Annotated in this window: 30 protein-coding genes; 19 read left to right on the top strand and 11 right to left on the bottom strand. The window is 31.6% G+C overall.

Translation table 11 applies throughout. From position 1 onward, the window contains the following. The first annotated feature begins 7 nt into the window (after positions 1–7). The 12 genes from atpD (at position 8) to CQA42_RS00890 (ending at position 10,336) form a co-directional block, all read left to right on the top strand. The gene (atpD, locus tag CQA42_RS00945; protein ID WP_115582825.1) at positions 8–1,408 is read left to right on the top strand and encodes a F0F1 ATP synthase subunit beta; all 1,401 of its coding nucleotides are present in this window, start codon (positions 8–10) and stop codon (positions 1,406–1,408) included. A gap of 11 nt (positions 1,409–1,419) precedes the next feature. Next, complete coding sequence (gene atpC / locus CQA42_RS00940; RefSeq protein WP_115582824.1) at positions 1,420–1,815, top strand: ATP synthase F1 subunit epsilon; 396 nt, start codon at positions 1,420–1,422, stop codon at positions 1,813–1,815. Between the two features lie 8 nt (positions 1,816–1,823). Then, the gene (locus CQA42_RS00935; RefSeq protein ID WP_115582823.1) at positions 1,824–2,432 is read left to right on the top strand and encodes a MotA/TolQ/ExbB proton channel family protein; all 609 of its coding nucleotides are present in this window, start codon (positions 1,824–1,826) and stop codon (positions 2,430–2,432) included. 9 nt (positions 2,433–2,441) lie between these two features. Continuing rightward, on the top strand, positions 2,442–2,843 hold the full coding sequence (locus tag CQA42_RS00930) for a biopolymer transporter ExbD (protein ID WP_115582822.1): 402 nt from the start codon (positions 2,442–2,444) through the stop codon (positions 2,841–2,843). Next, positions 2,836–3,666, top strand: coding sequence for an energy transducer TonB (locus CQA42_RS00925; RefSeq protein WP_115582821.1), 831 nt, complete (start codon positions 2,836–2,838; stop codon positions 3,664–3,666). The genes CQA42_RS00930 and CQA42_RS00925 overlap by 8 nt, the downstream gene beginning before the upstream one ends. Then, positions 3,666–4,922 (top strand): Tol-Pal system protein TolB, encoded by a 1,257-nt coding sequence (tolB, locus tag CQA42_RS00920; RefSeq protein WP_115582820.1) that lies wholly within the window; start codon positions 3,666–3,668, stop codon positions 4,920–4,922. The genes CQA42_RS00925 and tolB overlap by 1 nt, the downstream gene beginning before the upstream one ends. A 76-nt stretch (positions 4,923–4,998) precedes the next feature. After that, positions 4,999–5,547 carry an OmpA family protein gene (locus CQA42_RS00915; RefSeq protein WP_115582819.1) on the top strand — a complete coding sequence of 183 codons (549 nt, stop codon included), beginning with the start codon at positions 4,999–5,001 and terminating at the stop codon, positions 5,545–5,547. Positions 5,548–5,645: 98 nt separating this feature from the next. Further along, a complete protein-coding gene (locus CQA42_RS00910) occupies positions 5,646–6,566 on the top strand; it encodes a tol-pal system YbgF family protein (RefSeq protein WP_115582818.1) in 921 nt (306 codons plus the stop codon). Positions 6,567–6,580: 14 nt separating this feature from the next. Further along, complete coding sequence (locus CQA42_RS00905; protein WP_115582817.1) at positions 6,581–7,123, top strand: peptidylprolyl isomerase; 543 nt, start codon at positions 6,581–6,583, stop codon at positions 7,121–7,123. 10 nt (positions 7,124–7,133) lie between these two features. Continuing rightward, positions 7,134–8,051 carry an ACP S-malonyltransferase gene (gene fabD, locus CQA42_RS00900; RefSeq protein ID WP_115583115.1) on the top strand — a complete coding sequence of 306 codons (918 nt, stop codon included), beginning with the start codon at positions 7,134–7,136 and terminating at the stop codon, positions 8,049–8,051. A 10-nt stretch (positions 8,052–8,061) separates the two neighbouring features. After that, positions 8,062–8,754: a 5'-methylthioadenosine/adenosylhomocysteine nucleosidase gene (locus CQA42_RS00895; RefSeq protein WP_115582816.1), complete on the top strand. Its 693-nt coding sequence runs from the start codon at positions 8,062–8,064 to the stop codon at positions 8,752–8,754. Beyond that, positions 8,714–10,336 (top strand): LTA synthase family protein, encoded by a 1,623-nt coding sequence (locus tag CQA42_RS00890; RefSeq protein WP_147289244.1) that lies wholly within the window; start codon positions 8,714–8,716, stop codon positions 10,334–10,336. Before CQA42_RS00895 ends, CQA42_RS00890 begins: the two co-directional genes overlap by 41 nt. A gap of 2 nt (positions 10,337–10,338) precedes the next feature. On the opposite strand, the gene CQA42_RS00885 is transcribed toward CQA42_RS00890, so the two are convergent. After that, complete coding sequence (locus tag CQA42_RS00885) at positions 10,339–11,778, bottom strand: L-aspartate oxidase (protein WP_115582814.1); 1,440 nt, start codon at positions 11,776–11,778, stop codon at positions 10,339–10,341. Between the two features lie 88 nt (positions 11,779–11,866). Between CQA42_RS00885 and CQA42_RS00880 the strand changes: the two genes are divergently transcribed. From CQA42_RS00880 to thyX, 4 genes are all read left to right on the top strand, one after another. Beyond that, positions 11,867–12,349 carry a hypothetical protein gene (locus tag CQA42_RS00880; protein WP_181881467.1) on the top strand — a complete coding sequence of 161 codons (483 nt, stop codon included), beginning with the start codon at positions 11,867–11,869 and terminating at the stop codon, positions 12,347–12,349. Then, positions 12,330–14,093 carry an excinuclease ABC subunit UvrC gene (gene uvrC, locus CQA42_RS00875; RefSeq protein WP_115582812.1) on the top strand — a complete coding sequence of 588 codons (1,764 nt, stop codon included), beginning with the start codon at positions 12,330–12,332 and terminating at the stop codon, positions 14,091–14,093. Before CQA42_RS00880 ends, uvrC begins: the two co-directional genes overlap by 20 nt. Positions 14,094–14,198: 105 nt before the next feature. Continuing rightward, positions 14,199–15,428, top strand: a complete 1,230-nt coding sequence (locus CQA42_RS00870) for an FtsW/RodA/SpoVE family cell cycle protein (RefSeq protein WP_309544411.1) — start codon at positions 14,199–14,201, stop codon at positions 15,426–15,428. Between the two features lie 14 nt (positions 15,429–15,442). After that, positions 15,443–16,063 (top strand): FAD-dependent thymidylate synthase, encoded by a 621-nt coding sequence (gene thyX / locus CQA42_RS00865; protein ID WP_115582811.1) that lies wholly within the window; start codon positions 15,443–15,445, stop codon positions 16,061–16,063. Between the two features lie 40 nt (positions 16,064–16,103). On the opposite strand, the gene CQA42_RS00860 is transcribed toward thyX, so the two are convergent. Next, the gene (locus CQA42_RS00860; protein WP_115582810.1) at positions 16,104–16,538 is read right to left on the bottom strand and encodes a cupin domain-containing protein; all 435 of its coding nucleotides are present in this window, start codon (positions 16,536–16,538) and stop codon (positions 16,104–16,106) included. A gap of 178 nt (positions 16,539–16,716) precedes the next feature. On the opposite strand from CQA42_RS00860, the gene CQA42_RS08215 reads away from it, so the two are divergent. Next, on the top strand, positions 16,717–16,884 hold the full coding sequence (locus tag CQA42_RS08215; RefSeq protein WP_181881441.1) for a hypothetical protein: 168 nt from the start codon (positions 16,717–16,719) through the stop codon (positions 16,882–16,884). 513 nt (positions 16,885–17,397) lie between these two features. Here the strand turns inward: CQA42_RS08215 and CQA42_RS00845 are convergent. Both CQA42_RS00845 and CQA42_RS00840 read right to left on the bottom strand, forming a co-directional pair. After that, a complete protein-coding gene (locus CQA42_RS00845; RefSeq protein WP_115582807.1) occupies positions 17,398–17,616 on the bottom strand; it encodes a hypothetical protein in 219 nt (72 codons plus the stop codon). A gap of 357 nt (positions 17,617–17,973) precedes the next feature. Further along, complete coding sequence (locus tag CQA42_RS00840; protein WP_147289243.1) at positions 17,974–18,228, bottom strand: hypothetical protein; 255 nt, start codon at positions 18,226–18,228, stop codon at positions 17,974–17,976. A 292-nt stretch (positions 18,229–18,520) separates the two neighbouring features. Between CQA42_RS00840 and CQA42_RS08210 the strand changes: the two genes are divergently transcribed. Then, entirely contained in the window at positions 18,521–18,751 is a 231-nt protein-coding gene (locus tag CQA42_RS08210) for a hypothetical protein (protein WP_181881440.1), read from the top strand. Continuing rightward, positions 18,748–19,305: an FkbM family methyltransferase gene (locus CQA42_RS00835; protein WP_181881439.1), complete on the top strand. Its 558-nt coding sequence runs from the start codon at positions 18,748–18,750 to the stop codon at positions 19,303–19,305. The genes CQA42_RS08210 and CQA42_RS00835 overlap by 4 nt, the downstream gene beginning before the upstream one ends. Positions 19,306–19,502: 197 nt before the next feature. On the opposite strand, the gene CQA42_RS08205 is transcribed toward CQA42_RS00835, so the two are convergent. From CQA42_RS08205 to CQA42_RS00805, 7 genes are all read right to left on the bottom strand, one after another. Further along, positions 19,503–19,664 (bottom strand): hypothetical protein, encoded by a 162-nt coding sequence (locus tag CQA42_RS08205; RefSeq protein WP_181881438.1) that lies wholly within the window; start codon positions 19,662–19,664, stop codon positions 19,503–19,505. Beyond that, the gene (locus CQA42_RS00830; protein ID WP_115582805.1) at positions 19,658–20,071 is read right to left on the bottom strand and encodes a DNA alkylation repair protein; all 414 of its coding nucleotides are present in this window, start codon (positions 20,069–20,071) and stop codon (positions 19,658–19,660) included. Before CQA42_RS00830 ends, CQA42_RS08205 begins: the two co-directional genes overlap by 7 nt. A 27-nt stretch (positions 20,072–20,098) precedes the next feature. After that, a complete protein-coding gene (locus CQA42_RS00825; protein WP_115582804.1) occupies positions 20,099–21,511 on the bottom strand; it encodes a class I SAM-dependent DNA methyltransferase in 1,413 nt (470 codons plus the stop codon). A 393-nt stretch (positions 21,512–21,904) separates the two neighbouring features. Further along, positions 21,905–23,260: an L-serine ammonia-lyase gene (locus CQA42_RS00820; protein ID WP_115582803.1), complete on the bottom strand. Its 1,356-nt coding sequence runs from the start codon at positions 23,258–23,260 to the stop codon at positions 21,905–21,907. A gap of 36 nt (positions 23,261–23,296) precedes the next feature. Beyond that, positions 23,297–24,523 (bottom strand): aromatic amino acid transport family protein, encoded by a 1,227-nt coding sequence (locus tag CQA42_RS00815; protein ID WP_115582802.1) that lies wholly within the window; start codon positions 24,521–24,523, stop codon positions 23,297–23,299. 451 nt (positions 24,524–24,974) lie between these two features. Further along, positions 24,975–25,262, bottom strand: a complete 288-nt coding sequence (locus CQA42_RS00810; RefSeq protein WP_115582801.1) for a GIY-YIG nuclease family protein — start codon at positions 25,260–25,262, stop codon at positions 24,975–24,977. 169 nt (positions 25,263–25,431) lie between these two features. Then, positions 25,432–26,109, bottom strand: coding sequence for a restriction endonuclease subunit S (locus tag CQA42_RS00805; protein ID WP_115582800.1), 678 nt, complete (start codon positions 26,107–26,109; stop codon positions 25,432–25,434).

The raw sequence follows: 26,109 nt of genomic DNA, 5'->3' as shown, positions 1-26,109 counted from the left end.
AGTATATATGAATTTAAATGGAGTAATTTCACAGGTAATGGGTCCTGTTGTTGATGTTGATTTTGATGGATACTTACCAAAAATCTATGAAGCCATAGATGTAAATTATACACTTGATGGTGAAGAAAAAAAATTAGTATTAGAAGTCGCTGCTCACTTAGGTGATAATAGAGTTAGAACTATTGCTATGGATATGACAGAAGGTCTTAAAAGAGGACAAGAAGTAAAAGCTCGTGGGACAATGATAGAAGTCCCAGTTGGTGAAGAAGTCCTTGGTAGAATCTTAAATGTTATAGGTGATGTTATTGATGGAGGAGAACCACTAAAAAGGGATACAACTCTCCCAATACATAGAGATGCACCAGTATTTGAAGAACAAAGCACAAAAACAGAAATGTTTGAGACTGGAATAAAAGTTGTTGATTTATTAGCACCATATTCAAAAGGTGGTAAAGTAGGCTTATTTGGTGGTGCTGGTGTTGGTAAGACCGTTATTATTATGGAACTCATTCATAATGTTGCATATAAGCATAGTGGATATTCAATCTTTGCTGGTGTTGGTGAGAGAACAAGAGAAGGTAATGACTTATATAATGAAATGAAAGAAAGTGGAGTTTTAGATAAAGTTGCTTTATGTTATGGACAGATGAATGAGCCACCAGGAGCAAGAAATAGAATCGCTTTTACTGGTCTTACAATGGCTGAATATTTTAGAGATGAAAAGGGTCTTGATGTTTTGATGTTTATTGATAATATCTTTAGATTTGCTCAATCAGGTGCTGAAATGTCAGCTCTTTTAGGAAGGATTCCATCTGCTGTTGGTTATCAACCAACACTTGCAACTGAAATGGGTAAATTACAAGAAAGAATTACATCTACAAAAAAAGGTTCAATTACATCAGTGCAAGCCGTATATGTGCCAGCAGATGACTTAACAGATCCAGCTCCTGCTTCTGTTTTCGCACATTTAGATGCAACTACTGTTTTAGATAGAAAGATTGCTGAAAAGGCTATTTATCCAGCTGTTGATCCACTTGGCTCATCATCTAGAATCCTTGATCCGCATATTGTTGGTGAAAGACATCATAAAGTTGCAATTGGGGTTCAACAAGTATTACAAAAATATAAAGATTTACAAGATATTATTGCATTGCTTGGTATGGATGAATTATCTGAAGAAGATAAAAGAACTGTTAGCAGAGCAAGAAAAATGGAAAGATTCTTATCTCAACCATTCTTTGTTGCAGAGGTATTTACTGGTAGCCCAGGAAAATATGTAACACTAGAAGAGACTATAGAAGGCTTTGAGGGAATCTTAGAAGGTAAATATGATGATATTCCAGAAGGTGCATTCTATATGGTTGGTAATATACAAGAGGTATTAGAGAAAGCTAAAAAATTAAAATAAAGGTAGTTATAATGGAAACAAATAATATAAAACTATCCATTGTTACCCCTTATGGTGAGATTTTTGATGGTTATGTAAAAGGTGTAGATTTACCTGGTATTGAAGGTGATTTTGGTGTTCTTCCTGGTCACTGCGATTGTTTGTCTTTACTTAGAGCTGGTATTATTGAAATACACAAAGATGATAAAAATGAACTAATTGCTATAAATTGGGGATATGTAAAAGTAAATGCAAGTAGTGTTGATATTTTGGCAAATGGAGCTATTGCAATTACTGGGGATAATGATAGTGAAGTATCTAAAGCAATAGAAAATGCTAAAGCTTTACTAGAGGATGCTACATCAGATAAAGTATCGCTTGCACATATAGTGTATAAAATAGAAACTGATGCAAAAAATATGTTATAGGATATAAATTGAGTAGTTTTGTTTCTGATATAGGTGCTATCACTTGGTTTGTATTGATATGGTTGTCTATATATTTTATAGCAAATATTTGGATTTTTTTATGGAGATTCTTTAAATTAAGTAATATTATAGCCCTAGAAAAAAATACTTTAGAGTTACTTTATAGCAATCATTTACCAATTAGAAAATCTATTTTTTTTTCGATTTTAGATTCTAAAAAATATATAAATGTCGAAGTGCTTAATGTTTATAAATTAGAAGCAGTTAAAAAAGCTACTGCTGGATTATCAATGCTAAGTGTTATTTCATCAACAGCACCATTTATAGGATTATTTGGCACTGTTATTGAAATATTGCAGGCTTTTTACCATCTAGGTGGAGATGGAAAAATATCATTTGATGTTATTGCACCAATCATTTCAAAGGCACTTGTTGCAACAGCATTTGGTATTTTAACTGCTATCCCAGCGTATTCATTTTATATACTCTTAAGAAGAAAAGCTTATGAATTTACCACTTATTTGGATATGCAAATTAATATTATTGTAAGCACTAAAAATACAGATTCTAAAAATGTAGATTCTCAGAGTATAGATTCTAAGATTACATTAAAATAAGGTATATTTTTGGAAAATAGTAGTTTTAATTGGGATGATAATCCAGATTTAAATATAACTCCATTAGTTGATATCATGCTTGTGCTTCTTGCTATATTAATGGTTACAGTTCCGACAATAAATTACAAAGAAGACATCACACTAGCAAAAGGTTCAAAAACACAAAAAGTGCTAGATGAGTCTATAATTGAAATTAGAATTGATAAGAAAAAAAATATTTATATTAAAGATTCCATCTATTCATACACAAACTTTACAGATAATTTTAATTTGTTTGCAAATAAATACGACAAAGATACAGAAGTAAGAATAAGAGCTGATGAAGGTATCGTATATGGGGATGTTATTTTTGTATTAAAAACGATAAAAGAAGCAGGATTCCTAAAGGCATCTTTGATAACAAATGGATAGAAAACATACAGGTTTCAAAGCAAATATTTTAAATAGTTTTATAGATAATATATATTTTATATTAAGTGGCATATTTGCTATATTTGTATATATCTTAATGATAGTTTTTCTTATATTTTTATTTCAAATAAATAAGAAACTAGATTTATCAATAAACAATTCAAGCAAGATTAGTAGTATAGAGATTGATTTAGTAAATGAGATTTTAGAAAAAAATTCAAAAAATATAGAAGAAAAAAATTTATCAAAAGATTCCAACAACAATAAATCAAATGACAAAGAAAGTGGCTCAAAATCACCTATTGCAGGTCTTGGTGCTGGGGATTTATTTGAAAAAATTGATACTACAAATCCAAATAAAAAAACACAAGATAACATAACTGATAATAGAGATAAAATTGCACTAAATAAAAAAAGTGAAGAAAATGCAGATAGAAACGAACAGCTAAATAAGATTCTACAATCTACACAAAGTCTTTCTCAAAGCATACAAAACTTAAATCAAAATATATCTATAGAAGATACTAATGCAAGTCAATTTTGCGATACTTATAAAGACTATTGCAATAAACTTGCAGAGCTTTTATATTCAAATTGGAATATAAAAAGTGGTTTTGATAAAGTGTTGTCATCTATTGTAATTATCAAAATTAGTAAAAATGGAGATTTTAGTTATACTATCAAAAAATCATCCAATAATGCTACTTTTGATAAAGAATTATTAGAATCTTTAGAACAATTAAAAGATGTAAAATTTCCAACTTTAGATGGCATTAATTTTGATAAATTAGAAGTAATTTTTAGAAATAAAAAGGAGAATTAATGATAAGAAAAATTTTTATTTATTTTATTTTTGTAGTCAATATTTTTGCTGCAGATGCGACTATTGAGATTATCAAAGACACTACTAAGTTACCAATTATAATGGTTGAGAATCTAAATACAGATAAAAATGATGTATTAATTGGTAGTAAGATTTATAAAATGCTTGTTGCGGACTTAAAAGTTAGCGGACATTTTAATGTATTAGAAAATAACAATGGAGATAAAGATATCAATTATGAAAAACAAGCACAAAATAATATCAATCTTGTTGCACATGTAAAAGGTTCTATGAATAATAATGAAATTATGGCTACACTAATTGTATATGATATAAATATAAAACAAGTAGTATTATCAAAACAATACACGGTTAATCAAGATTCTAGATATCCTTTTTTATCACATAAAATGGCAATAGACATTAATGACTATATAAAAGCACCTTCTATTGATTGGATGAATAGATTTGTTGTTTTTGCAAAATACACACAATCAAAAGAAAGCCATATAGTTATTGCAGACTATACTCTAACATTTCAAAATACAATAATTCGCGATGGATTAAATATTTTTCCTAAATGGGCAAACAAAGAGCAAGATAGTATTTATTTTACAAAATATTTAGATTCTCCAACTCTAATAAGATACAACATATATACAGGAAAAATGGAAAAATTGCTATCAAGTGATGGTATATTGATCGCATCAGATGTAAGTCAAGATGGAAGTAAAGTTTTATTAAGCATGTCCCCAAATAATCAACCAGATGTATATATGTATGATGTAAAAAGTAATAATATACAACGTCTTACAAATTATAGCGGTATTGATGTAGGAGCAAATTTTATCAATAATGAAAAAAGCATTATGTTTATTTCTGATAGATCTGGCTATCCAAATATATTTTCACTAGATTTATCTACAAAATTGATAAATCAAATGGTATATCATGGTAGAAATAATAGCTCTGCAAGTGCATATAATGAATATGTTGTTTATTCAAGCAGAGAGAGTGAAAATGAATTTGGTAGTAATATATTTAATCTATATTTAATATCAACAAAAAGTGATTACATAAGAAGATTAACAGCAAGCGGAATCAATCAAATGCCAAGATTCTCAAGAGATGGAGGAAGTATAATGTTTATAAAAAATACAAATGAAGAAAGCTCGCTTGGAATCATAAGATTGGATTACAATAAAAGCTATCTATTTCCGCTACCAAATGAAAAAATACAAGCTATAGATTGGTAGTTTATATATTGACAGCACTTATATATTTAGCTAGAATTTAACATTTAATCTTAAAAATATAACATAGGAGAATAAGGTGAAAAGAGTATTTATTATAGGCTCATTAGTTTTAGCTTTTATCATTGCTGGATGTTCAGATAAATCAGACGTACAACCTGATCAAAATGCTACTAGTAGTGAAACAACAAGCGATGCAAACAATACAAATAATGACACATTAAATGGTAATAGCACAATGTCTGGTGATACAACAGATACAAATATAGATTCTGCAAATACAAATCGTGGAAATAACAATTTAAAATCTATTTATTTCAAATTTGACAAGTTTAGCATAGATGGTGAAAATATATCTATAGTAAAATCAAATGCTCAAGATATTAACAATAATAGATATAGAGAAGTAAGAGTAGAAGGTAATACTGATGAATGGGGAAATGATGAATATAATTTTGCACTTGCTTTAAAAAGAGCTTCAGCTGCAAGAGATGCACTTATTAGCAATGGTGTAGCAGCTGAAAGTATAAAATTAGTAAGCTATGGTGAAAGTAAGCCTGTATGCTTAGATAAAACTAAAGAATGCTGGCAAGAAAATAGAAGAGTTGATTTTGTTTCTATAGATTGATTCTATATTAAATAGAAGAATTATAATTCTTCTATTTAGTCTAATAACTGCATTTTGCAGTATTCCACAAATCCCACAAAGAAAGATGTTTTTTACCCGTGAAATTTATATTTATTTTTATATTATTAGCTGATCTTGTTTTTGCAAATGAACCATCAGTATTTGAAATGCAAAGTAGTGTTACAAAAAAAGAAGTTGAAGAGTTAAAAAATACAAATAATCAGCAACTAGATAGAATCTTTACTTTAGAAAATAGAGTTAAGCAATTAGAAACTTCACTTGAGGGCTTAAAAAGTATATATGAAGGGTATGGTATAAATATAAAAGATGTAAATGATAAACTAAATTCTATATCAAATCAAATACCACAAGAATCCAAAGTAACAGAAGAAAATTTTAATAAATTAAAAGAAGAAATTGAAAATAATAAAAATAATATACAAGCTTTAAAAGACAGCATAGATGTGCATCTAAAACAAATCCAAGAATTAATAACAAATGAAATCAATCAAAAAAATGAGCAAGCACAAAAAGAAAATTCTCAACAAGAAAATTCAAGTGTCATTAAAGATATACTAGATAATAATAGCACTATTGCAGCAAAAGATTCTAGAGATATTACAGATAACAAAGAAGAATCTTTGTTTAATAAAGATATCACAAGAAGAAGTGATATTTTTAAAGAGGCTAGAAGTCTTACTTATGCAAAAAAATTCAATGAAGCTATTGCAAGATATAAATGGTTTATAGAGATTGATTATAAGAGTGCAGAATCTAATTATATGCTTGGCAATATTGCATATGAACAAAATAGATATAAAGATGCTATTTATTATTATAAAGAAAGTGCTACTATAGATGATAAAGCTAAATATATGCCTAGATTGTTATTAAATAGTGCTAATTCTTTTAGAGTGTTAAATGACAAAAATAATGCAAATAAATTTTACAATGCTGTAATAAATCTTTTTCCAGATAGTATAGAGGCAAAAGAAGCAAAAAAATATATATCAAATTAATATAAAGGAGCAATATGAGTAAAGTTGAAAATGGTCATTTAGTATCTATTAATTATAAAGTTACAAATAAAGAAAATGGTGAAGTGCTAGATTCTAGTGATATTGAAAATAAACCTCTAACATTTTTATTAGGACAAAATCAAATAATCCCTGGTTTAGAAAAAGCATTGATAGGAAAAGATATAGGTAATAAATTTCAAGTTGAGATTGCACCACAGGATGCATATGGTATAAAAAATCCAGATTTTTTACAAGAAGTGCCAAAAGAACAATTTCAAGGTATAGATTTAAAAAAAGGGATGACACTTTTTGGACAAAGTGATGATGGGCAAAGTGTCCAAGTAATAGTAGATGAAATCGGCGAGACAAGTGTAATGATTGATTATAATCACCCTTTAGCAGGTAAAACATTAATATTTGATGTTGAAATATTATCTAGCAATGAACCATCAGAAGATGAAGTTATTAAATATTCACATTCATGTTGTGGTGGCGGGGATAGTTGCTGTGGTGGAGAACATCATCAAAGCAATGGTAAATGTGGATGCAAACATTAAAGGCAAATATATGAAAGTTGCTTTTTTATTTCCTGGTCAAGGTAGCCAATCAATTGGTATGGGTAAAGAATTTTATGATAGCTATGATGTAGCAAAAGAATTATTTGATACTGCTAGCAGTGTATTAAAAGTAGATATGAAAGATTTACTCTTTAATGAAAATGAAAATATAAACAAAACTCAATTCACACAGCCAGCAATCTTATTAGTAAGCTATATATCATATATGCTTTTTAGTAAGCAAAGTGATATCACTCCAGAATTTGCACTTGGGCATTCTTTAGGTGAAATAACAGCTAATGTAATTTCAGGCAGCCTATCATTTGAAAATGCTATAAAACTTGTCTATGCAAGAGGTCAGCTCATGCAACAAGCCTGCAACAATCTTGATGCTGGCATGGCAGTAATAATTGGCTTAGAAGATGAAATAGTAGAAGATTTTTGTAAAAATAAAAATGATATTTGGTGTGCAAATTATAATGGTAGTGGGCAAATAGTATTAGCAGGTTCTAAGAGTGCCTTAAATAACATAGAAGAAGATATTAAAAAATTAGGTGCAAAAAGATTTGTTATGCTTCCTATGTCTATTGCAAGTCATTGCCCTTTGCTTGATAGCATAATAGATGAATTTAGAGAAGTATTAAATAGCTATTTGCTAGATTGCTTTAAATTTGAAATAATCTCAAATGCAACGATAGAATCTTATAATACAAAAAATAAAGCTCTTGATTTGCTTACAATGCAGCTTACAAAGCCTGTATTTTATAAACAATCAATAATAAAAAATGAAAATAGAATTGACTGCTTTATTGAATTTGGGCATGGAAATGTATTAAAAGGATTAAATAAGCGGCTAAGTTCTAAGCCAACTTATTGCATATCAAATAATGCTAGTTTAGAATCTACAATAAATGAGATAAATAAATAAGGAAAATTTAATGAAAACAATAGGTATTATTGGTGCAATGAGAGAGGAAATTACCCCGCTATTAGATTTTTTTAAAAAATATGAAGAAATTAAAATTGGTGGTAATTCATTTTATACAACTACATATAAAAATTACAATATCGTAATTGCATATAGCAAAATAGGCAAAATACACGCTGCACTAACCTGCTCTACTATTGCATTGCATTTTCATGCTGATTATATAATCTTTACTGGCGTAGCAGGTGGTTTAAGTAGTGATTTGAAAGTTGGTGATATTGTCCTTGCTAGCTCACTTTGTCAATATGATGTTGATATATCTGCATTTGGGCATCCACTTGGTTTTATACCAGAAAGCAAGCTATATATTGATACAGATAGCAACCTAAATGAAATAGCAAAAAAAGCTGCAATTAAACAAAATATAAAATTAAAATATGGAATTATTGCATCGGGTGATAGTTTTATTTCAAGTGCTACAAAAAAGCAATGGATTATTGATAAATTTAATGCTTGTGCTGTTGAGATGGAAGGTGCTAGCATTGCTGTAGTATCTAGTTTATTAAATATACCATTTTGTATTATTAGGGCAATTAGTGATAGTGCTGATGATAATGCAGATATTAGTTTTGATGAATTTTTAGTAGATTCTGCTAAAAGAAGTGCGGCATTTATCATTTCAATACTTGATGAAATACAATAAGTTTTTTAGCTATTTTAGTATTTTTATTTCAATATTTTTAATATTTATTACTTTTTGGGTTGTTGAGACTTATCATAATAACGCAACACTAAATGCTATCATCTTTCATCTTACGATGCCACTTGATGGTATAAATCCTATATTTTATAAGAGATTTATACTATATTGTTTGCTTCCTAGCATTTTTGTATTAATTTGTTCTATCTACTTTTTTACTCCAACAATTATCCTATGCATTATCCTTAGTATTACAATAATCATATTTGGCTTTGATAATATTATAGCTATGTTTAAAACAATAGAAGTTATCTATTATAAATCATTTTTATTTAGTGATGATTTTATATTTTCATATCTAATAAAACTTACAATTTTTATATTAGTGCTTGGAATGATTATATATATGATATACAAAATATCCTCGCACATAAAAGAAATCAAAAAATATTATGCTTATATATTTTGCATACTTGCACTATATTGTGTTAATAAACATTTTAATACTATTGGATTTTTTACTAAAGAATATAGTTTGTTATATGAGCAACATTATAAGATTCCATCAGATTTACAATCAAACAAACCTAGAAACCTAATATTAATACTAGCAGAATCTATGGAATCTACTTATGCAGATGAATGGGAAAGGGCAAAAGGAGAGAAAAATCTTATTCCAAACTTATACAATATAGCACTAAAAAATATTTATTTTAGCAATAATAAAAATTTTGGCGGAATCTATCAAGTAAATAATACTAGTTGGACTATTGCAGGGACTATTTCATATTTATGTGGAGTGCCTCTTAGTTTGCCAATAGATTCTAGTGTTATTTTTGGAGATAGATATATAAATAGGACAGAATTCCTCCCACATCTTACATGTATTAGCGATATATTAAAACAAAATAATTACAATCAAATGGCTTTTATTGGTTATGAGAGCAGTTTTGCTGGTTCAAAATATTTCTTTGCTTCGCATAATATTGATATTTTAGATGAAGGATATTTTAAAAAATATGGGGAAATAAAATATGGATATTGGGGAATAAAAGATTCTTTAATATTCAAATTTGCAAAACAATATCTAAAAGATTATAAATCAAATAAACCATTTGTTTTATATATACCAACAGTTGATACACATTATCCAGGTGGATTTACAGATAAGCAATATTGTGGAAATTTAGATAATAACCTAACAGATGCAATAAAATGTAGCGATAAAATCATAAATGATTTTATATCATGGGTAAAAAAGCAAGATTTTTACAATGATACGACTATTATTATACTTGGTGATCATTTAAGTGCTTTTTCTTATAACTATAAAAATAGAAATATTTATAATGCCTTCATCAATGCAAAATTTAGCACAACTCCATCAAAAGATTTATTGATAAATCGCAAATTAAGCCATTTTGATATAACACCATTGATATTAGATTCTATTGGCTTTAAAGTAGAATCTTTTGGACTTGGTAGAAATCCCTTATATGGTAAAACATTGCTAGAAGAATATGGATTAGATGAGATAAACAAACTCATTACTTTAGATTCTAAGGTTTATGAGAGCTTTCTATAAACCTAACTATCAATCCTATAATGCGCCCCTAAGCTTTCTTTTCTTTTTAATGCAGAAATGATGATTTGTCTTGCTACCAAGAGCCTTAGCCTAAGAAGTCTTCCTATTTCACCAAGAAGCATTACTTCCACACCACCAAGTGCAGAATCTAGCCCGCTTTGCGTACGTACAATACCTACTTTATTCCACATAATATCTCTTAGCACATTTTTTAGTCTCTCATCACCATCTTTTTGTAATATTTCATTATTTAATGGAAAATTTCTCTCTTTATTATTTATCGTAGAATTTAGTATTTGTGAAGCTGTAATCTTACTAAATACAAGCCCTTCTAAAAGAGAATTTGAAGCAAGTCTATTTGCTCCATGAACACCATTATTAGCACATTCACCGATAGCATAAAGATTCTCCATTCCTAGCACTTTTGTATCTAGCGAAGTTGCAATACCACCCATAGAATAATGAAATGCTGGAGATATTGGAATCTTATCTTGTGGAATCTTAAGCCCATATGATGCTAACTCTCTATAAATATTTGGGAATCTACATGCAAATTGCTCTTTTGTAAAGCTAGATAAATCAAGAAATGCTTGTTCTTTATTTTTAGAGCAATAATCAAAAATAGCTCTTGATACAATATCTCTAGGTGCCAACTCTCCCCTACTATCATAATCAAATAAAAATCGCCTATTATTTTTATCTACGATAATTCCACCATCACCTCGCACTGCTTCGCTTATTAGCTGTTTTCTTGCATGTGGTGAATTTATATAAGTTGTTGGGTGAAATTGAAGCATTTCTATATCTTTTAATTCTAAATTGTGCTCCAAGATTATCCCATGCAAATCACTACTTATTGTATAAGCATTTGTATGATATTTAAAAAGCCCCCCTACTCCGCCACTTGCAATGACAATATGATTTGCATAGATATTTAGCAATCCTTTTTGTGTTTTTAAGCAAACTCCATACGCCCTGCTATCTTCTATCAATAAATCAATTACAATTGCATTTTTCCATAATGTATGCTCTAAATTTTTTATTAAATGCGTATGTAGCATCCTACCTGTTCCATCACCATTGCTATGGATGATCCTTGATACACTATGCCCACCTTCTTTTGCAAATAAAATCTCATTATCTTTCCTATCGATAGGAAAATCTTGTTTTAATAAATCTTGTAATACATCAAGACTGCCTTCACTTAGTATTTTTACAGCATTTATATCATTTAGATTACTGCCAGCCTCTATTGTGTCTTTTACATGCAATGCTATATCATTATTATCTTTTGCAATAGTAATACCACCCTGTGCATAAAATGTATTACATTCCCATGGCTGTTCTTTGCATAATATTAATACTTTTAGATTCTTTGGTAAAAATCTAGCACAATAAAGCCCCGCTACTCCAGCCCCAATTATAATAACATCATATTTCATTTTATTTAGATTCTACATTATGAGTATTTATTGGATCTGCTTTATATCCACAACCAACAAAACAAAACAAATATGCTATAATCACCAAATGAATAATTTTCAATCTATCATCTCCAATATTCGTAATCAAAATAATTTTAAAAAAATAAACACAATTGAAATTATAAATAAAATAGTTGCAACACTACCTTATAACTTACGAAAATCATTTATGTATTCAAGTATAAAAGGCGAAGTTTTGCTTTTTGCATTCAATCACCCAACAAGTGTAAGTGAATTTAACAATTATAAAAAAAATATAATTCTAAGTACAATAGAACAACTAAAAATTATAAAAAAAGATTCTGATGATTTTGAAATTATAAAAAATATCAAAGATACAAAAGCATATCTCCCAAAAAATATACTAAATAGATTTGATATAGGAAATATTGATATAGGATATAAAACCATAGAATATTATAAAGAAAGAGCAAATGGTGATTTTATCATCGATGAAAATAGCCCTTATGCAAAATATTTTTTATCTATAAAAAATATAATCAAAAAAAATAATGAATCTTCTAACTAGCATAAAAAATCTCCCAAAAGATAGCGGAATTTATGAATATTTTGATGAGTTTGATAGAATCCTATACATAGGAAAAGCAAAAAACCTAAAAAAACGCGTAAGCAGCTATTTTAACCTTAGTGACAACAAAGTCAAACCAAGCTCAAAGCTAAGCCCTAGAATCTACAATATGGTGCAAAAAATAAAATATATAAAAACTATTATAGTAAATAATGAACAAGACGCACTGATCTTAGAAAATTCCCTTATAAAGCAGCTAAAACCAAAGTATAATATCTTACTTCGTGATGATAAGACTTATCCATATATTTTGATTGACAATAGCTCATCCTTTCCAAGACTAGAAGTTGTAAGAAAAGTAGTAAAAAATAAAGATCATTTATATTTTGGACCTTATGCAAGTGGTATAAAAGATATTACAGATAGTATTTATGAGATTCTGCCACTTGTGCAAAAAAAAAGTTGCCTAAAAGAAAAAAAGGCTTGTCTATTTTATCAAATAAATAGATGCTATGCACCATGTGAAGGCAAAATCTCACAAGATGAATATAAAAAAATCATCAAAAAAGCAATAGATTTACTAAAAAATCCAAATAAGCTAATAAAAATGCTAAATACAAAAATGCTCTCTTTGGCTTCTAATTTACGATTTGAAGAAGCAAATATATTAAAATTTAGGATAAAAAAGATAAGCCAATTTTCTAATTTTAGCACTATTGACTTAGCAAAATTATACAACTTTGATATATTTGCGATATATAGTAACAATAATAAAAAAAGCGTGCTTATTAAGCTATTTATGCGAGATGGTAAAATCACTTCAAGTGATTATTATTTCATTAATCACAATGACAATGATATTAATTTATCTTATTTATATTCACAAGCCCTAATTAATCATTACAAAAACAATATAGCATTAAATCTAGATTCTATACTACTGCCAATAGATTTAGAAGATAAAGATGAGATATTATCTTTTATCCAAAGTGATAAAAAAATCAATATTACAAAACCAAAAAACAAAGAGCAACAAAATCTAATAGATTTAGCACTAAATAATGCAAAAAATATCATAGAAAGCAATAGCGATGATAAGCTATTAGAATCTATCCAAACTTTACTAAGATTGCAAAATATACCATATAGGATAGAAGTATTTGATACAAGTCATCATAGTGGAGATTCTATCGTAGGTGGTATGATAGTATGGCAAGCTGGGAGGGAACTTGAATTTATAAAAGATAGTTATAGAAGATATAATTTAACAGGGATTGATGAATACTCTCAAATGCAAGAGTTATTAAGTAGGAGAGCAAAAGATTTTTCTACCACTCCACCTCCTGATTTATGGCTAATAGATGGTGGAAAAGGGCAAATAAATATAGCTAAAAGTGTATTAGATTCTAGTGGGGCAAATGTAGATATAGTAGCCATAGCAAAAGAAAAAGTAGATTCTAAAGCATATCGTTCTAAAGGTGGGGCAAATGATATACTCCGCACAAATGAACTTACAATAAAGTTAAATAAAAATGATGATAGATTACTATTTTTACAAAGGCTAAGAGATGAAGTCCATAGATATGCTATCACATTTCATCGTCAAAAAAAGGCAAAAAATATGCTAGATTCTACATTTTCAAAAGCACAAATAAAAAAGCTATTAAACCACTTTGGCTCATTTGAAAATATCAATAATGCTAGTAGCGATATAATAAAAGAAATATTAAAAAAGAAATATTAATAGATAGATTCTATATAGAATATGATTTTAATTTATTATCTTTATTTTTTTAGATAAAAGACTTTAAAACTTTATTATCAAACAAATTAGAATCTAGTAAATATGATGCAAAATTTTGATAGAATCCAAAATTCTAAGATTCTAAATACTTTTTCTTTGATTGAGGATTCTAAAAAATTGGCTGATAAGATACTATTTTATTATTCTGTTTGCTTGCTATCTTTTAGCACGATTCTATCATATTCGCTAAGCACCTATGCAATAGACTTTTATGGATATGGAGAGTTTCACTTTTTTGTTAGACAATTATTTGCAGTTGTGATTGGAATTTTGCTTATGTGGCTATTTTCACAAGTAGAACCTTCAAAGCTTATTTATAAATTTGGATTTTTTATACTATTTTTTTCTGTATTTTTGATAATTATTATGCAGTTTTTACCAGATAGCTTTGCAAGCAGTGCTGGTGGTGCAAAAAGATGGATTAGATTGCCCGGATTTTCACTTGCACCATCTGAATTTTTCAAAATTGGATTTATAGTATTTTTGGCTTGGAGTTTTTCTAGAAAATTTGTAGGAGTGGAAAGAGATAGTGTATTTTCCGAGCTATTAGTTTTATTGCCATATATTTTTGTATTTGGATTTATTGTGTTTTTTATTGCTGTTATGCAAAATGACTTAGGGCAAGTAGTATTAATGGCAATTATACTTGGTATTATGCTACTTTTTGCTGGTGGGAGCTTTAAGCTTGTAGGAATATTATTTCTAACTTCACTAGCACTTGCTATAGTAGCCATCATTACAAGTGAACATAGAATAATAAGAGTAAAAACTTGGTGGGGAAGTATCCAAGATTTAGTCCTATCAATATTTCCTGAAAATCTAGCACAAAGCATGAGGATAGAAAATACACCAGAACCATATCAGGTATTTTATTCAATTTCTGCAATGAATAATGGCGGAATCTTTGGAAGTGGTATTGGCGATGGTATCATAAAACTTGGATTTTTAAGTGAAGTCCATACCGATGTAGTTTTGGCTGGATTGGTAGAAGAAGGCGGAATAGTTGGGCTTTTTATTTGTTTGCTATTTTTTGCAGTGATTTTATATAGAATCTTAAAAATTGCAAATAGAACAAAAGATAATGTATATTCATTATTTTGTATAGGCGTAACAATTATGCTTGGCTTTTCATTTTTGATAAATGCTTTTGGAATCACTGGAATCATACCTATAAAAGGTATTGCTGTGCCATTTTTAAGTTATGGTGGTAGTGCAATAATTGCTACTTGTATTGCTATAGGTATGGTGCTATCCATTAGTAAGACTATAAAATAAAAAAAGGGAACTTTATGAAAATTACACTTCTAAATCATACACCACTAAGCGTATGTTCTCATGCAATTAGAACTTGTTGGCAAAGCTTTGATAAAGGTGATAATGGTGGTAGTATAGACAGAGCCTTAATAGATAGAGTTGGTAATAAAAATAAACATAAATCCACGCTAGAACATATATATTATACATTTTACATTCAAGGTATTAGTAGGGCTTTGTTGCAAGAATTAGCTAGACATAGGATTGCTTCTTATAGTGTAAAATCTACAAGATACACACTAAAAGAACTAAAAGCAGAATCTAGTTTTTTACCAGTAGAAGAAAATGAGCAAAAAGCTAGTAAATATTTGGTATTAACAAATGATAAAAATGTAGATAGTGCAAGCATAAAAGCACTAGAAAATCTAAGATTAATATTGCTTGAAAATACAAGTTTAGATATCGCAAAATATTGCTTGCCAGAGAGTTATAAGACTGAACTTACCTGGAGTATAAATGCAAGAAGTCTGCAAAATTTCTTAGAATTACGAAGTAGTAAAAGTGCATTGTGGGAGATTAGAGAGCTAGCAAATAAAATCTATGAGATTCTACCAGATGAACATAAATATATTTTTAAAGATTGTGTAGCAAATTAATTATAAATTAATTTGCCTATATTTTTAAATTTTTTACTTATTATTTATCACTTGCCTTTTGTAGTGCATTTTTATATTCCTCATCACTTACAAGTTCAAGCCAAGTTACATTTTTAGAATCTTTTGTGCCTGTAAGTGCGATGTGAGCACCGCTAGATTTACTTGTCGCACCATGAAAATGCTTGATATTTGGTGGGCAAGAAATCACATCACCTTTTTTAGCAATAAAGCTTTCACCAGATTCTGTGCTTGTTAAAATTTCACCATCTGTTACTATCAAAGTCTGTCCTGCTGGATGTGTATGCCACGCACTTCTAGCATTTTTACTAAACTCAACTAAGCCTCCGCCAAAGTTACGCCATGAATTATCCTTAAACATCATATTTACCTTGACTTCACCACTAAATATTTTAGAATCCCCTTTAAAGCTTCCTAAGATCCCTGCCCTATCAATGAATTGTGTTTCACTCGCCATTACCATACTCCCTAAAGATATAATCAATACTAATATTTTAAATATTTTTTAATCCTTATGAAAAAATTATAAAAAAATCATTATAGCATGTAGAATATTTTTAGTTTAAAATATTTTAGTTCTATTCTTCTTACTACTATAAAGTTCTCTATTACGCAAAAATACCATTACAAAACATATGATAATAAAAATAACTGACCCAAGAGTTGCAAAACGAGAACCCTCTAAAGATACAAAAAGCCCGCAAGCTATTGTGCCAAAAGTAGTGCCTATATTTGCCGTGCTAATAAATAATCCATTAGCAAATGCTTTTGCACCTTTGGCTGGCTCTAAAAGCATAAAATGACTAGCAGAGTTTAAAATCCCTGCAAACACCACCAAGAATACATAAAATTAGTATAGTAACATAACCCATGGCACCAAAAATAAAAAGCAATATATAAAAAACAAGCATTACACAAGGGAGTGCTAGCAAGAGTTTTGCAGGATTTTTAAGCAAAGTTTGCCCGCTAAAAAATTCCCTACCACACAAGTCAAACCATACATAAAAAGACTGCGGATATGTTGCACATCTTTTGGTGCAGATTTGTTACCTTTGTCTATAACATCTCCAAAAAGTATGCGCTGAGTTTCTAAGCCCTTTTCTTGTCTTTGTGCTCTTGTGATTTTTTGTTGTGATTTTTTGTTGTGATTTTAGTGGCAGTTTAATACCTTTGTCTTTAAAAATCTTATTACATATATTAAGGAATTCTAAACTTTTAGATAGCCCTATATATGTAGCTTGATAGATCAACTCTTTTGTTTCTATTGCTGTAATATATGGCGTATTTTGTAAAGTTTTTGTATCTTTTGTATCAGATTATGCTACAAGCATAGAATCTAAGAGTATATTAAAAAGATTTGCTCCTTGTGTGCTTATCACTGCAGCTAAGCTTATTTTTGCTCTTGTGGAAGCATCAATTTGTGTGCTTTCTTGCATTACTTCAGATTCCATAAAATAGCGCATATTAGCGATAAATTCAGGATCACTTTGTGATAACTCATTTAACTCTTTTGTATCAAAAATATTTTGTGGCATTTTTGCTCCTTTATTTATTTAAAATCGAATTAAAAAGCATTACACTTGGTGTATGTCAAGGTTTTTTTGAAGAAATTTATATTTTTTAAAAAATAGTTTTATTTTTCTAAAAAATGATTTTAAATATAGACACTTTTTACTTTCATTCCTATCATTCGCGACTCTCTGCAAAAAGTTGTAACTGCTATAGTAGTTTTTATCTTTGATGAGAATCTTTTTTAAAGTGGGATATTTCAATCTTGTAGGGAGCAAATGACATGTCCAAAATATCATATTTACCTATGCAAAGCATTGCGATATTTATAATAATCCCTCTTTTTTGCTAAAAAATTATATCTAGCTCCAAGAATTTGAAAGCTACTTCCGCTCAAGCCTCACGCGAGAATCTGAAAGCTTTTCCACTCTATATTTTCGTAATCTATTAAATAACGCGATAAGTATCGCACTAATTGCCACAAGTGTCAAAATCCCAAACACTATTAACATACCAAAATCTGCCTGCATGCTAGAATCTCCAGGAATCGCCATAAGCGCATCCGAGGTAGTAGGTGTCATAAAATAAGTCCTTGCTACAAGTGCGATGATAGCTATCACAGCACCCACTGCCACCACACACGCCACCGCACCTGTGGCTTTTATCCGCACGACTTTTTACGCGAGATTCCCTTCGATTTCTATCGAGCTTTGATTACTTGCAATAGCCTCTTTTAGCCCCGCTTCATCGCTCACTGTGCCATTATTTATCGCTTCATTTTGCGCCATTTCACACCTCCAAGTTTTTATAATAAAAATACATAAAAGCTATACTATAGCAAATTTTCACCCTTTGAGGCTATTTTGACACTAGATTTTGTTGCTTTTTGCGTTATGATAACACCTCAAATTACCAAATTGAGGAGTTTTTATGCTATCAAAATTATTTAGCTCTAGAACACATAAATTTGAACAAATTGCAAGAAAAATACTTTTGTGTGCGGGCATTGGTTCAGGTGCAAGTGTAGATTCTAGCGGAGAGGCATGTGTATTTAAAGTATTGAGCAAAAATCTCAAATCCCCGTATTGCATTTTTGATGTAGGTGCAAACAAGGGTGATTACGCAACCTTATGTCTTAAAGCCTTAAATGGGGGGGGGTGATAGCAAGTCTGCATTGTTTTGAGCCTTCTATTCCTACTTTTGAACTCCTTTTACAGCGATTTAAAAACACTGATGAAAACATAATTCTTAATAATTTTGCGCTGGGCGCACAAGAACAAGATGCCACACTTTATTATGACAAGCAAGGGTCGAGCTTGGCTTCGCTTAGGCGATTAGATCATTTTAATATTAGTTTTGAACAAAGCCAAAAGGTGCATATAAACACACTTGATACTTATTGCAAAATGCACAATATAGAGCATATTCATTTATTGAAGCTTGATGTCGAAGGACACGAACTAGATGTTTTAAATGGCGCGCTAGAATTATTTGCAAAAAATGCCATTGATATTGTGACATTTGAATTTGGTGGGTGCAATATTGATACAAAAACCTATTTTCAGGATTTTTGGTATTTTTTCAAGGATAAAAATATGTCAATTTATAGAATCTTACCAAATAGCAAGCTCTACAAAATACCAGAATACAGGGAATTTTACGAACAATTTGTTACGACAAATTATGTTGCGACGAAAGACAACCTTAGACTTTAAGAATTTTTAGGGCTTTTAAGCCCTTTTATTTTCCTGCCCGCAAGGTTTTGAGTGCGTCTTTTGTGTCCTTATCTACGCGTAAAGAATCACAAATTTTGCTAATTGTTTTATTATGGATAAAGGGCTTTAGGCTATTGCTTTTAAGTGCTTTATAAATTATAGAATCTGTTAGCGTATTTTCTTTGATAAAAATAATGCTAAAAAACCCATGCAATTGTCATATTGATATAATAAAATTCAGAATCTATATTTTGCAAATGTTCTAAAATCTTGCTAGATTTTTGTGGAATAAATGCAAGCATTCCAACAATACCAAGACGCGATATAAATTCCCCTTTGTTTGCGCTTAGTTCTAGCAAAAAAAATTAAAATATTCCTCGCAAAATTCTTGCCCAACCTTTGGTGTAAATATATCACAACTCACCCAGCTTCTTAGATTCTTGATTAAAAGCCTAGTTAGTTTTATAAACTCGCAAAATTCTTGTTTATTGTTTATCTCATGTGCGCTTAAAACAATGCTAAGCAGCATTTCGATTTCTGCATATAGAATCTCATTATTGTTTTTTAAATAAAATTCCAAAAATGCCTTATCTTGCCCTTGCTTTTTTAACTCCTTTGCAATGGAGCACAAACAAGGCACATTCACACCCAAAATCTCACGATTGTTTGGCGTAAGCTTTGTATGAAAATCTTTATACTTTTTGCTTGCCTGTGCTTTTAAAAATTCTAGCAATTTTTGTTTAGAATCTAAATCAAACTTTTGCATTTTGCCTCTATTTTCACCAAAACACTTTTACAAAATCCCCTCAACTTCGCTTAATGCAAGCTCTAGGTTATGTTTTACTTGTTCGCATAAGACTTGTGGGCTTTCAAGTGCTTCTAAGTCTTGTAAATTCTCATCTTTTAGCCAAAAAATATCTAAATTACTCTTATCTCGCTCTAAAATCTCACTTATACTAAAGCTTTTAAATCTTTCTCTTTCTTTGCGTTTTTTAAAATCTATAGCACAAAAACATTCCTCAAATTCCTTTAAATGCTCGCTACTTAAAGTATTTGTAACTAGGCTTAAATTCATATTTGTGCGTAAGTCATACACCCATACTTTTGCGTCCTTATCTTTTGGCTTTACTTTATCAAAAAACACCACATTCGCCTTTACACCTTGTGCGTAAAAAATCCCAGTTGGTAGGCGTAAAATCGTATGCAAGCTAAAATCATTTAAGAGCTTTTTTCTCACCTTTTCACCAGCCCCGCCCTCAAAAAGCACATTATCAGGAAGCACTACAGCCGCCTTTCCGCCGATATTTAAAATACTCATTATATGTTGTAAAAAATTTATTTGCTTATTTGAAGTGCTTGCAAAAAAATCATCTCGACTATATTCTTCTTTTTGATTTTTCACCTTGCCATCGCTGCTAAGCACTTTTGTAGCGGACTTTTTACCAAAGGGCGGATTAGTTAGCACCATATCAAAACGCTTCTCGCCCCTTTTAGCAAGAGAATCTCCGATTTGTATATCAGGTTTATAAATCCCATGCAAATACATATTCATCGCACATAAACTCGCCACAAGTTGCGTTACATCTTTACCTGCAAGGCTTTGCGTCTTTAGCTTTTCTAGCTCATCTTTATTTGGTTTTTGCTTTTTCATATACTCAAATGCACTAAGCAAAAAGCCACCCGTCCCGCACGCAGGGTCGCAAATTTGCATGCCAATTTGTGGTCGCATAAGCCTTACTATACTATCAATCAGCACCCTAGGCGTAAAATACTGCCCCGCTCCAGCCTTTGTTTCAGTCGCATTTTTTGCTAGCAAGCCCTCATAAATCGCACCTTTTACATCGACATTTAGCCCCATCCAAGTTTCACTATCAATGAGCGTAAAAAGCTTTTTAAGTTTATTTGGTTCTTTTATTTTATTTTGTGCGCCATTATAGATTAGTCCCATTACGCCACCTTGCTTTGAAAGGGTGTTAAGCGCGTTGTTATAAGCTTCCAAAAGCTCCTCACCATCAAGGGCATTGAGCTCTTTCCAGCGAAACTTGCTTGGAATCTGCGAAGTCTCGCCCACCTCTTCTTTTTCATCTTCCATTTTTAAAAAGAGCAAATAGCTAATCTGTGCCACATAATCTGTATAAGTAACCCCATCATCACGCAAAATAGTCGCAAAATTCCACACTTTTGTAACGATTGCATTTTCTTGCATTTTTATCCTTTTTTAGATTTATTTATCGCTTTGAGATAGCTTTTGTCATTATAGACGAAGCGAATTTATCCATAAAAAATAATCGCAGCGAAGTTGCCACCATATAAAAGATATTTCGCTATGCTCAATATGACAAAAGGTATGCCTGCAGCGCATATTCATGAGATTACTAAAGAAACTTCGCTATGCTCATTTTGCCACGTCAGCCTGCGACTTCCTCGCAATGACTCACAAGGTTGCGCTGCGCGATTTGTTTTTTATTGGATTGCACGCCGCACAAGCACGGCTCGCAATGACGATAGACATGCTGCGGCAGTTCGCCCATGCAAAATCCACGAATACGTCGCAATGACGACATACACATTGCTTTGGTTCATAAACCAACAATCCAATTTAGCACACACTATTGCTTAACGTCTTTGCAAGCCCGCCTAGTGCGGTTTCTTTGTATTTCTCATTCATATCCTTGCCTGTTTGAAACATCGTCTCAATCACGGCATCAAGGCTCACGCTTGGCGTGCTTTTGCGGTTTAGCGCAAGGCGTGCCGCGCTAATTGCCTTAATCGCACCAAATGCGTTGCGTTCAATGCACGGAATCTGCACAAGCCCAAAGGCAGGGTCGCATGTTAGCCCCAAATGATGCTCCATAGCGATTTCAGCGGCGTTGCAACATTGCGCGACATTGCCACCTAACACACAAGCCATAGCACCCGCCGCCATAGAGCTAGCCGAGCCAATCTCTGCTTGACAGCCCGCCTCTGCGCCGCTAATGCTCGCGTTTTTCTTATAAAGCGAGCCGATTAACATCGCACAGAGCAAGAAATCTATGATTGCATCGTCATTAAAGCCCACCGTGTGATTCTTAAGATACAGCATAACAGCAGGGATTACAGCACATGCGCCATTTGTTGGAGCGGTAACCACACGCCCGCCGCCCGCGTTCTGCTCGGCAATGGCGATGGCATAAAGGCTGATATAATCGATGATTCCAAATGGGTCGGTCGTCGGGTGCATACGCTCAAACATACCCTTAGCGCGGCGGTGCAAATGCAGCGGTCCGGGCAGATTCTCTTCTTTTGGGTGACAGCCTTGCATATAAGAATCCTGCATAACTTGCCAAATTTCAAGGCAATAATTGCGGATATAATCAAGATTGTTAAATTGTAGCTCATAATTAAGGGCGATTTTTGCTAGATTCTGTTTTGTTTTTTTCGTAATCTCCATTAAATCTTTTGCGTTGTTGATATTAATTTTTTGCTTTGTATCAGATATAGAATCTATTGCTTGCATTTGAGATTGTGTTTTAACAAAACCGCCGCCGATTGAATAATATGTCTCGCTTGCAATGATATTATTTTGTGTATTATAAGCCTCAAAAGAAATAGCATTTGGATGCAGCGGCAGGAAGCTAGAATCAAAGATTAAATCACTTTCATAGTTAAATGCAATATCCTTTTTTCCGCATAATAATATATGTTTATTGTTAAGTGCATTATTTAGAATCTGCGCTTGGATTTCATGAGTTGCATCTTTTGCTTTTAGTCCATTTAGCCCCCAAATTGCGGCATTATCGCTTAAATGCCCCTTGCCTGTTAGGCTAAGTGAGCCAAATAATCTAACAGCTATGCGATTGATAGAATCTAGCTTAGATTCTATCATATCACAGAACAAATTAGCCGCTAGTATTGGTCCTAATGTATGTGAAGAGCTAGGTCCAATTCCAATTTTAAAAATGCTAAGATTACTCATGTTTATCCTTATGCTTAGAATCTGTGACTAAATATGCTACCCCACCATCTTATAAACAACGCTAATAATTGTTAGAATCCCAGTAATTAAAACAAATCCATCAAGGCTGCTGTTGCGATATTTTTTAAGTTTTGCAACCGTCCAAATAGCAAAAATAGGCATAACAAATAAAATCATAGCAATAATAGGTCCACCTAGTGATTCTATAAAATCTAGTACGCTTGGGTTTAAATACGCAACAATAATAATTGTAACATACATAAAAATTGTGCTAAATATTTTGATATATGAAATATTAGGAGTCATTCCAGCTGTTTTTACACCTTTGCGGATAATTCCATTTAAGCCCTCATAAGCCCCAAAATAATGCCCAAAGAATGATGAGCCAATTGCTAAAAATGCAACAAGTGGCGCACCATAAGATATAATTGGATTATCAACTTTGTTAGCAAAATATGAAAGAATCGGGATATTTTGCGACCTTGCTTCCTCAAAATCCTGCGGAGCTAGTGATAAAATACATGAAAATACAAAAAACATTACAAAAACAAGTAACATAACCGCCGTCCAGAATAGAATCTGATTGCTCTTTTTAGACGCATCTTGTTCATATTCTCGCCGAACGCTTATGCTAAAAGTCGAAATAGCAGGAGAGTGGTTAAACGCAAATACAAGCACGGGCAAAGTTAGCCATACGATAATTAAAAATTCATCAGCCTGCGGGATATTTCCTAATGATTCTAGATTCCAATATGGAATAAGATAAATCGAAAATACAAATAAAACAAGACATAATGGATAAACTAAAATATTGCAAGCCCATGTAATCCATTCTTCTTTTAAAAACATCACCGCCATTAATGCAGAAACAAGGATAAAAGCCAAAGTCGCTCGTTCACAATGAATATCAAATTGATTTACAAGAAAACTATCAACAGTATTTGTGATTCCAACGCCATAAGCCAAGCAAATTGGATAAATCGCAAAGAAATATAGAATCGTAATTGCAAGGCTAACATTGCGCCCCCAATATTCCTCCGCAACCTGCGTAATATCGTGTTCGCTGTTTTTTGCTTCCAACACAAATCGGCTAAGTGCGCGATGAGATAGCCACACCATCGGAAAAATCAAAACGGTCATAATAATAACGGGTAAGATTCCGCCTGTCCCAGCCTTAATCGGCAGGAATAAAATCCCCGCTCCAACGGCTGTCCCGAACAATGACACCATCCAGCGGGTATCAAAGCTTGTCCATTTAGGCATACACACTCCTTATCTAAAGTCTATTATATCATAGCGAGTTTAACTTGAATTTTTCTAAAGGATAGGCAAAATACAATGCTAAACTTTAGAAATATTTTATACTCTAATAGATAGCAAAATTAGCTAGATAAAAAGATTTATATAATATTTTCTGCAAGTATGAACAAAGGATTTTTATAATAAGAAAAGCAATCTATACCTTATACTCGTCATTGCTAGAGCTTTTTCTCTTGTCATTGCGAACGAAGTGAAGCAATCCAGATTCTGCCTTTTTGTCATTGCGAGAGCTTTTTCTCTTGTCATTGCGAACGAAGTGAAGCAATCCATAAAATAATAGATTGCCACGCTCCCGCTGGTCGCTCGCAATGACAAATCCCGCCGTCATTGCGAGGAAGCCAAAGGCTGACGAAGCAATCCATAACAACAATCCACACATAATAACCTTTAATAATCATACCAAATCCTCATATAAATCCCTCCACTTAGGATTTGAATTTGTAATAAGCTCCAATTTCTTTGCTCTACTTCCACCTTTAAGCTGTTTTTCTCGCAAAATCGCATTTTCTATATCATCAAAAATTTCATAATATCCCAACTTATCCACACCATATTTTTTAGTAAATCCATCTGCAACCTTATTTTTATGCTCATATATCCTTTTAACTAAATTGCTTGTAACACCTACATAAAGCGTGCCATTTGGTTTATTAAAAAGTATGTAGATATAGGCTTGCTTCATTTACTTCCTTTTGTTGTTTATAGATTGCTTCGCTCGTTTCACTCGTTCGCAATGACGGAATAGAAAATGTCATTGCGAGAGCTTTTTCTCTTGTCATTGCGAACGAAGTGAAGCAATCCAGATTCTGCCTTTTTGTCATTGCGAGCGTAGGCGAAGCAATCCATAATGCCTAGCATACCAACTCACCCTTAAAGGCTTGGTTTAAAAGCGAGGATTTGAGTTTTTGGAGATTTTCTAGGCTTGCATTCACAAACTGCGCCAACTTCTCCAAATGCGCAAATTTGGATTCTAAAATCTGCACGATTTGCTTTTGGGTTTCAAGGGGTGGGAGGGGGATATGAAGTTTTGAAAAATTTGTAGCAGAAATTTCTTTAAAGGTTGTCCCACTTGCAACACTTTCTGCCAATCTTTTAGAATACAATAAAAAATAATAAATATATTCACTGCTCACATTGCTATGAGGAATTAAATTCTTAAACCCTTGATTCGTGCATAAAGTATTTGAAGCAATTGCAACATACCCAATCGGTGCTCTTGATGAAAAAAGAATAGAATTTGGGGGCAAAAGTCTAGCCGATGAGTTTTTTAAACCTTGTTCGCTAAGGTTTCTTTTCCCTTTTGAGATATATTTTTCTTTATAACCTGATAAGTCTGCGGGTGTAATCCAAGCAATTTCTCCATCAAAATTATCTTTGTTGCTTGTGGAGGGAGTGCCACCTGAAACAACCTTGCCTATCTCCCCAAGTGTTTTGACTTCCCAATTTTTAGGGAGAGTGTGGGTATTATTGTCTTTAGATTCTTTGGCTAAAGCCTTAGAATGGCAATCATAGTGAGACTCTGCACCCAC

The sequence above is a fragment of the Helicobacter sp. MIT 99-5507 genome, assembly GCF_003364295.1.
In the GTDB taxonomy this organism is placed as follows: domain Bacteria; phylum Campylobacterota; class Campylobacteria; order Campylobacterales; family Helicobacteraceae; genus NHYM01.
The sequence above is the reverse complement of the archived record's forward strand: the minus strand, read 5'-3'. Positions and strand labels throughout refer to the sequence as shown.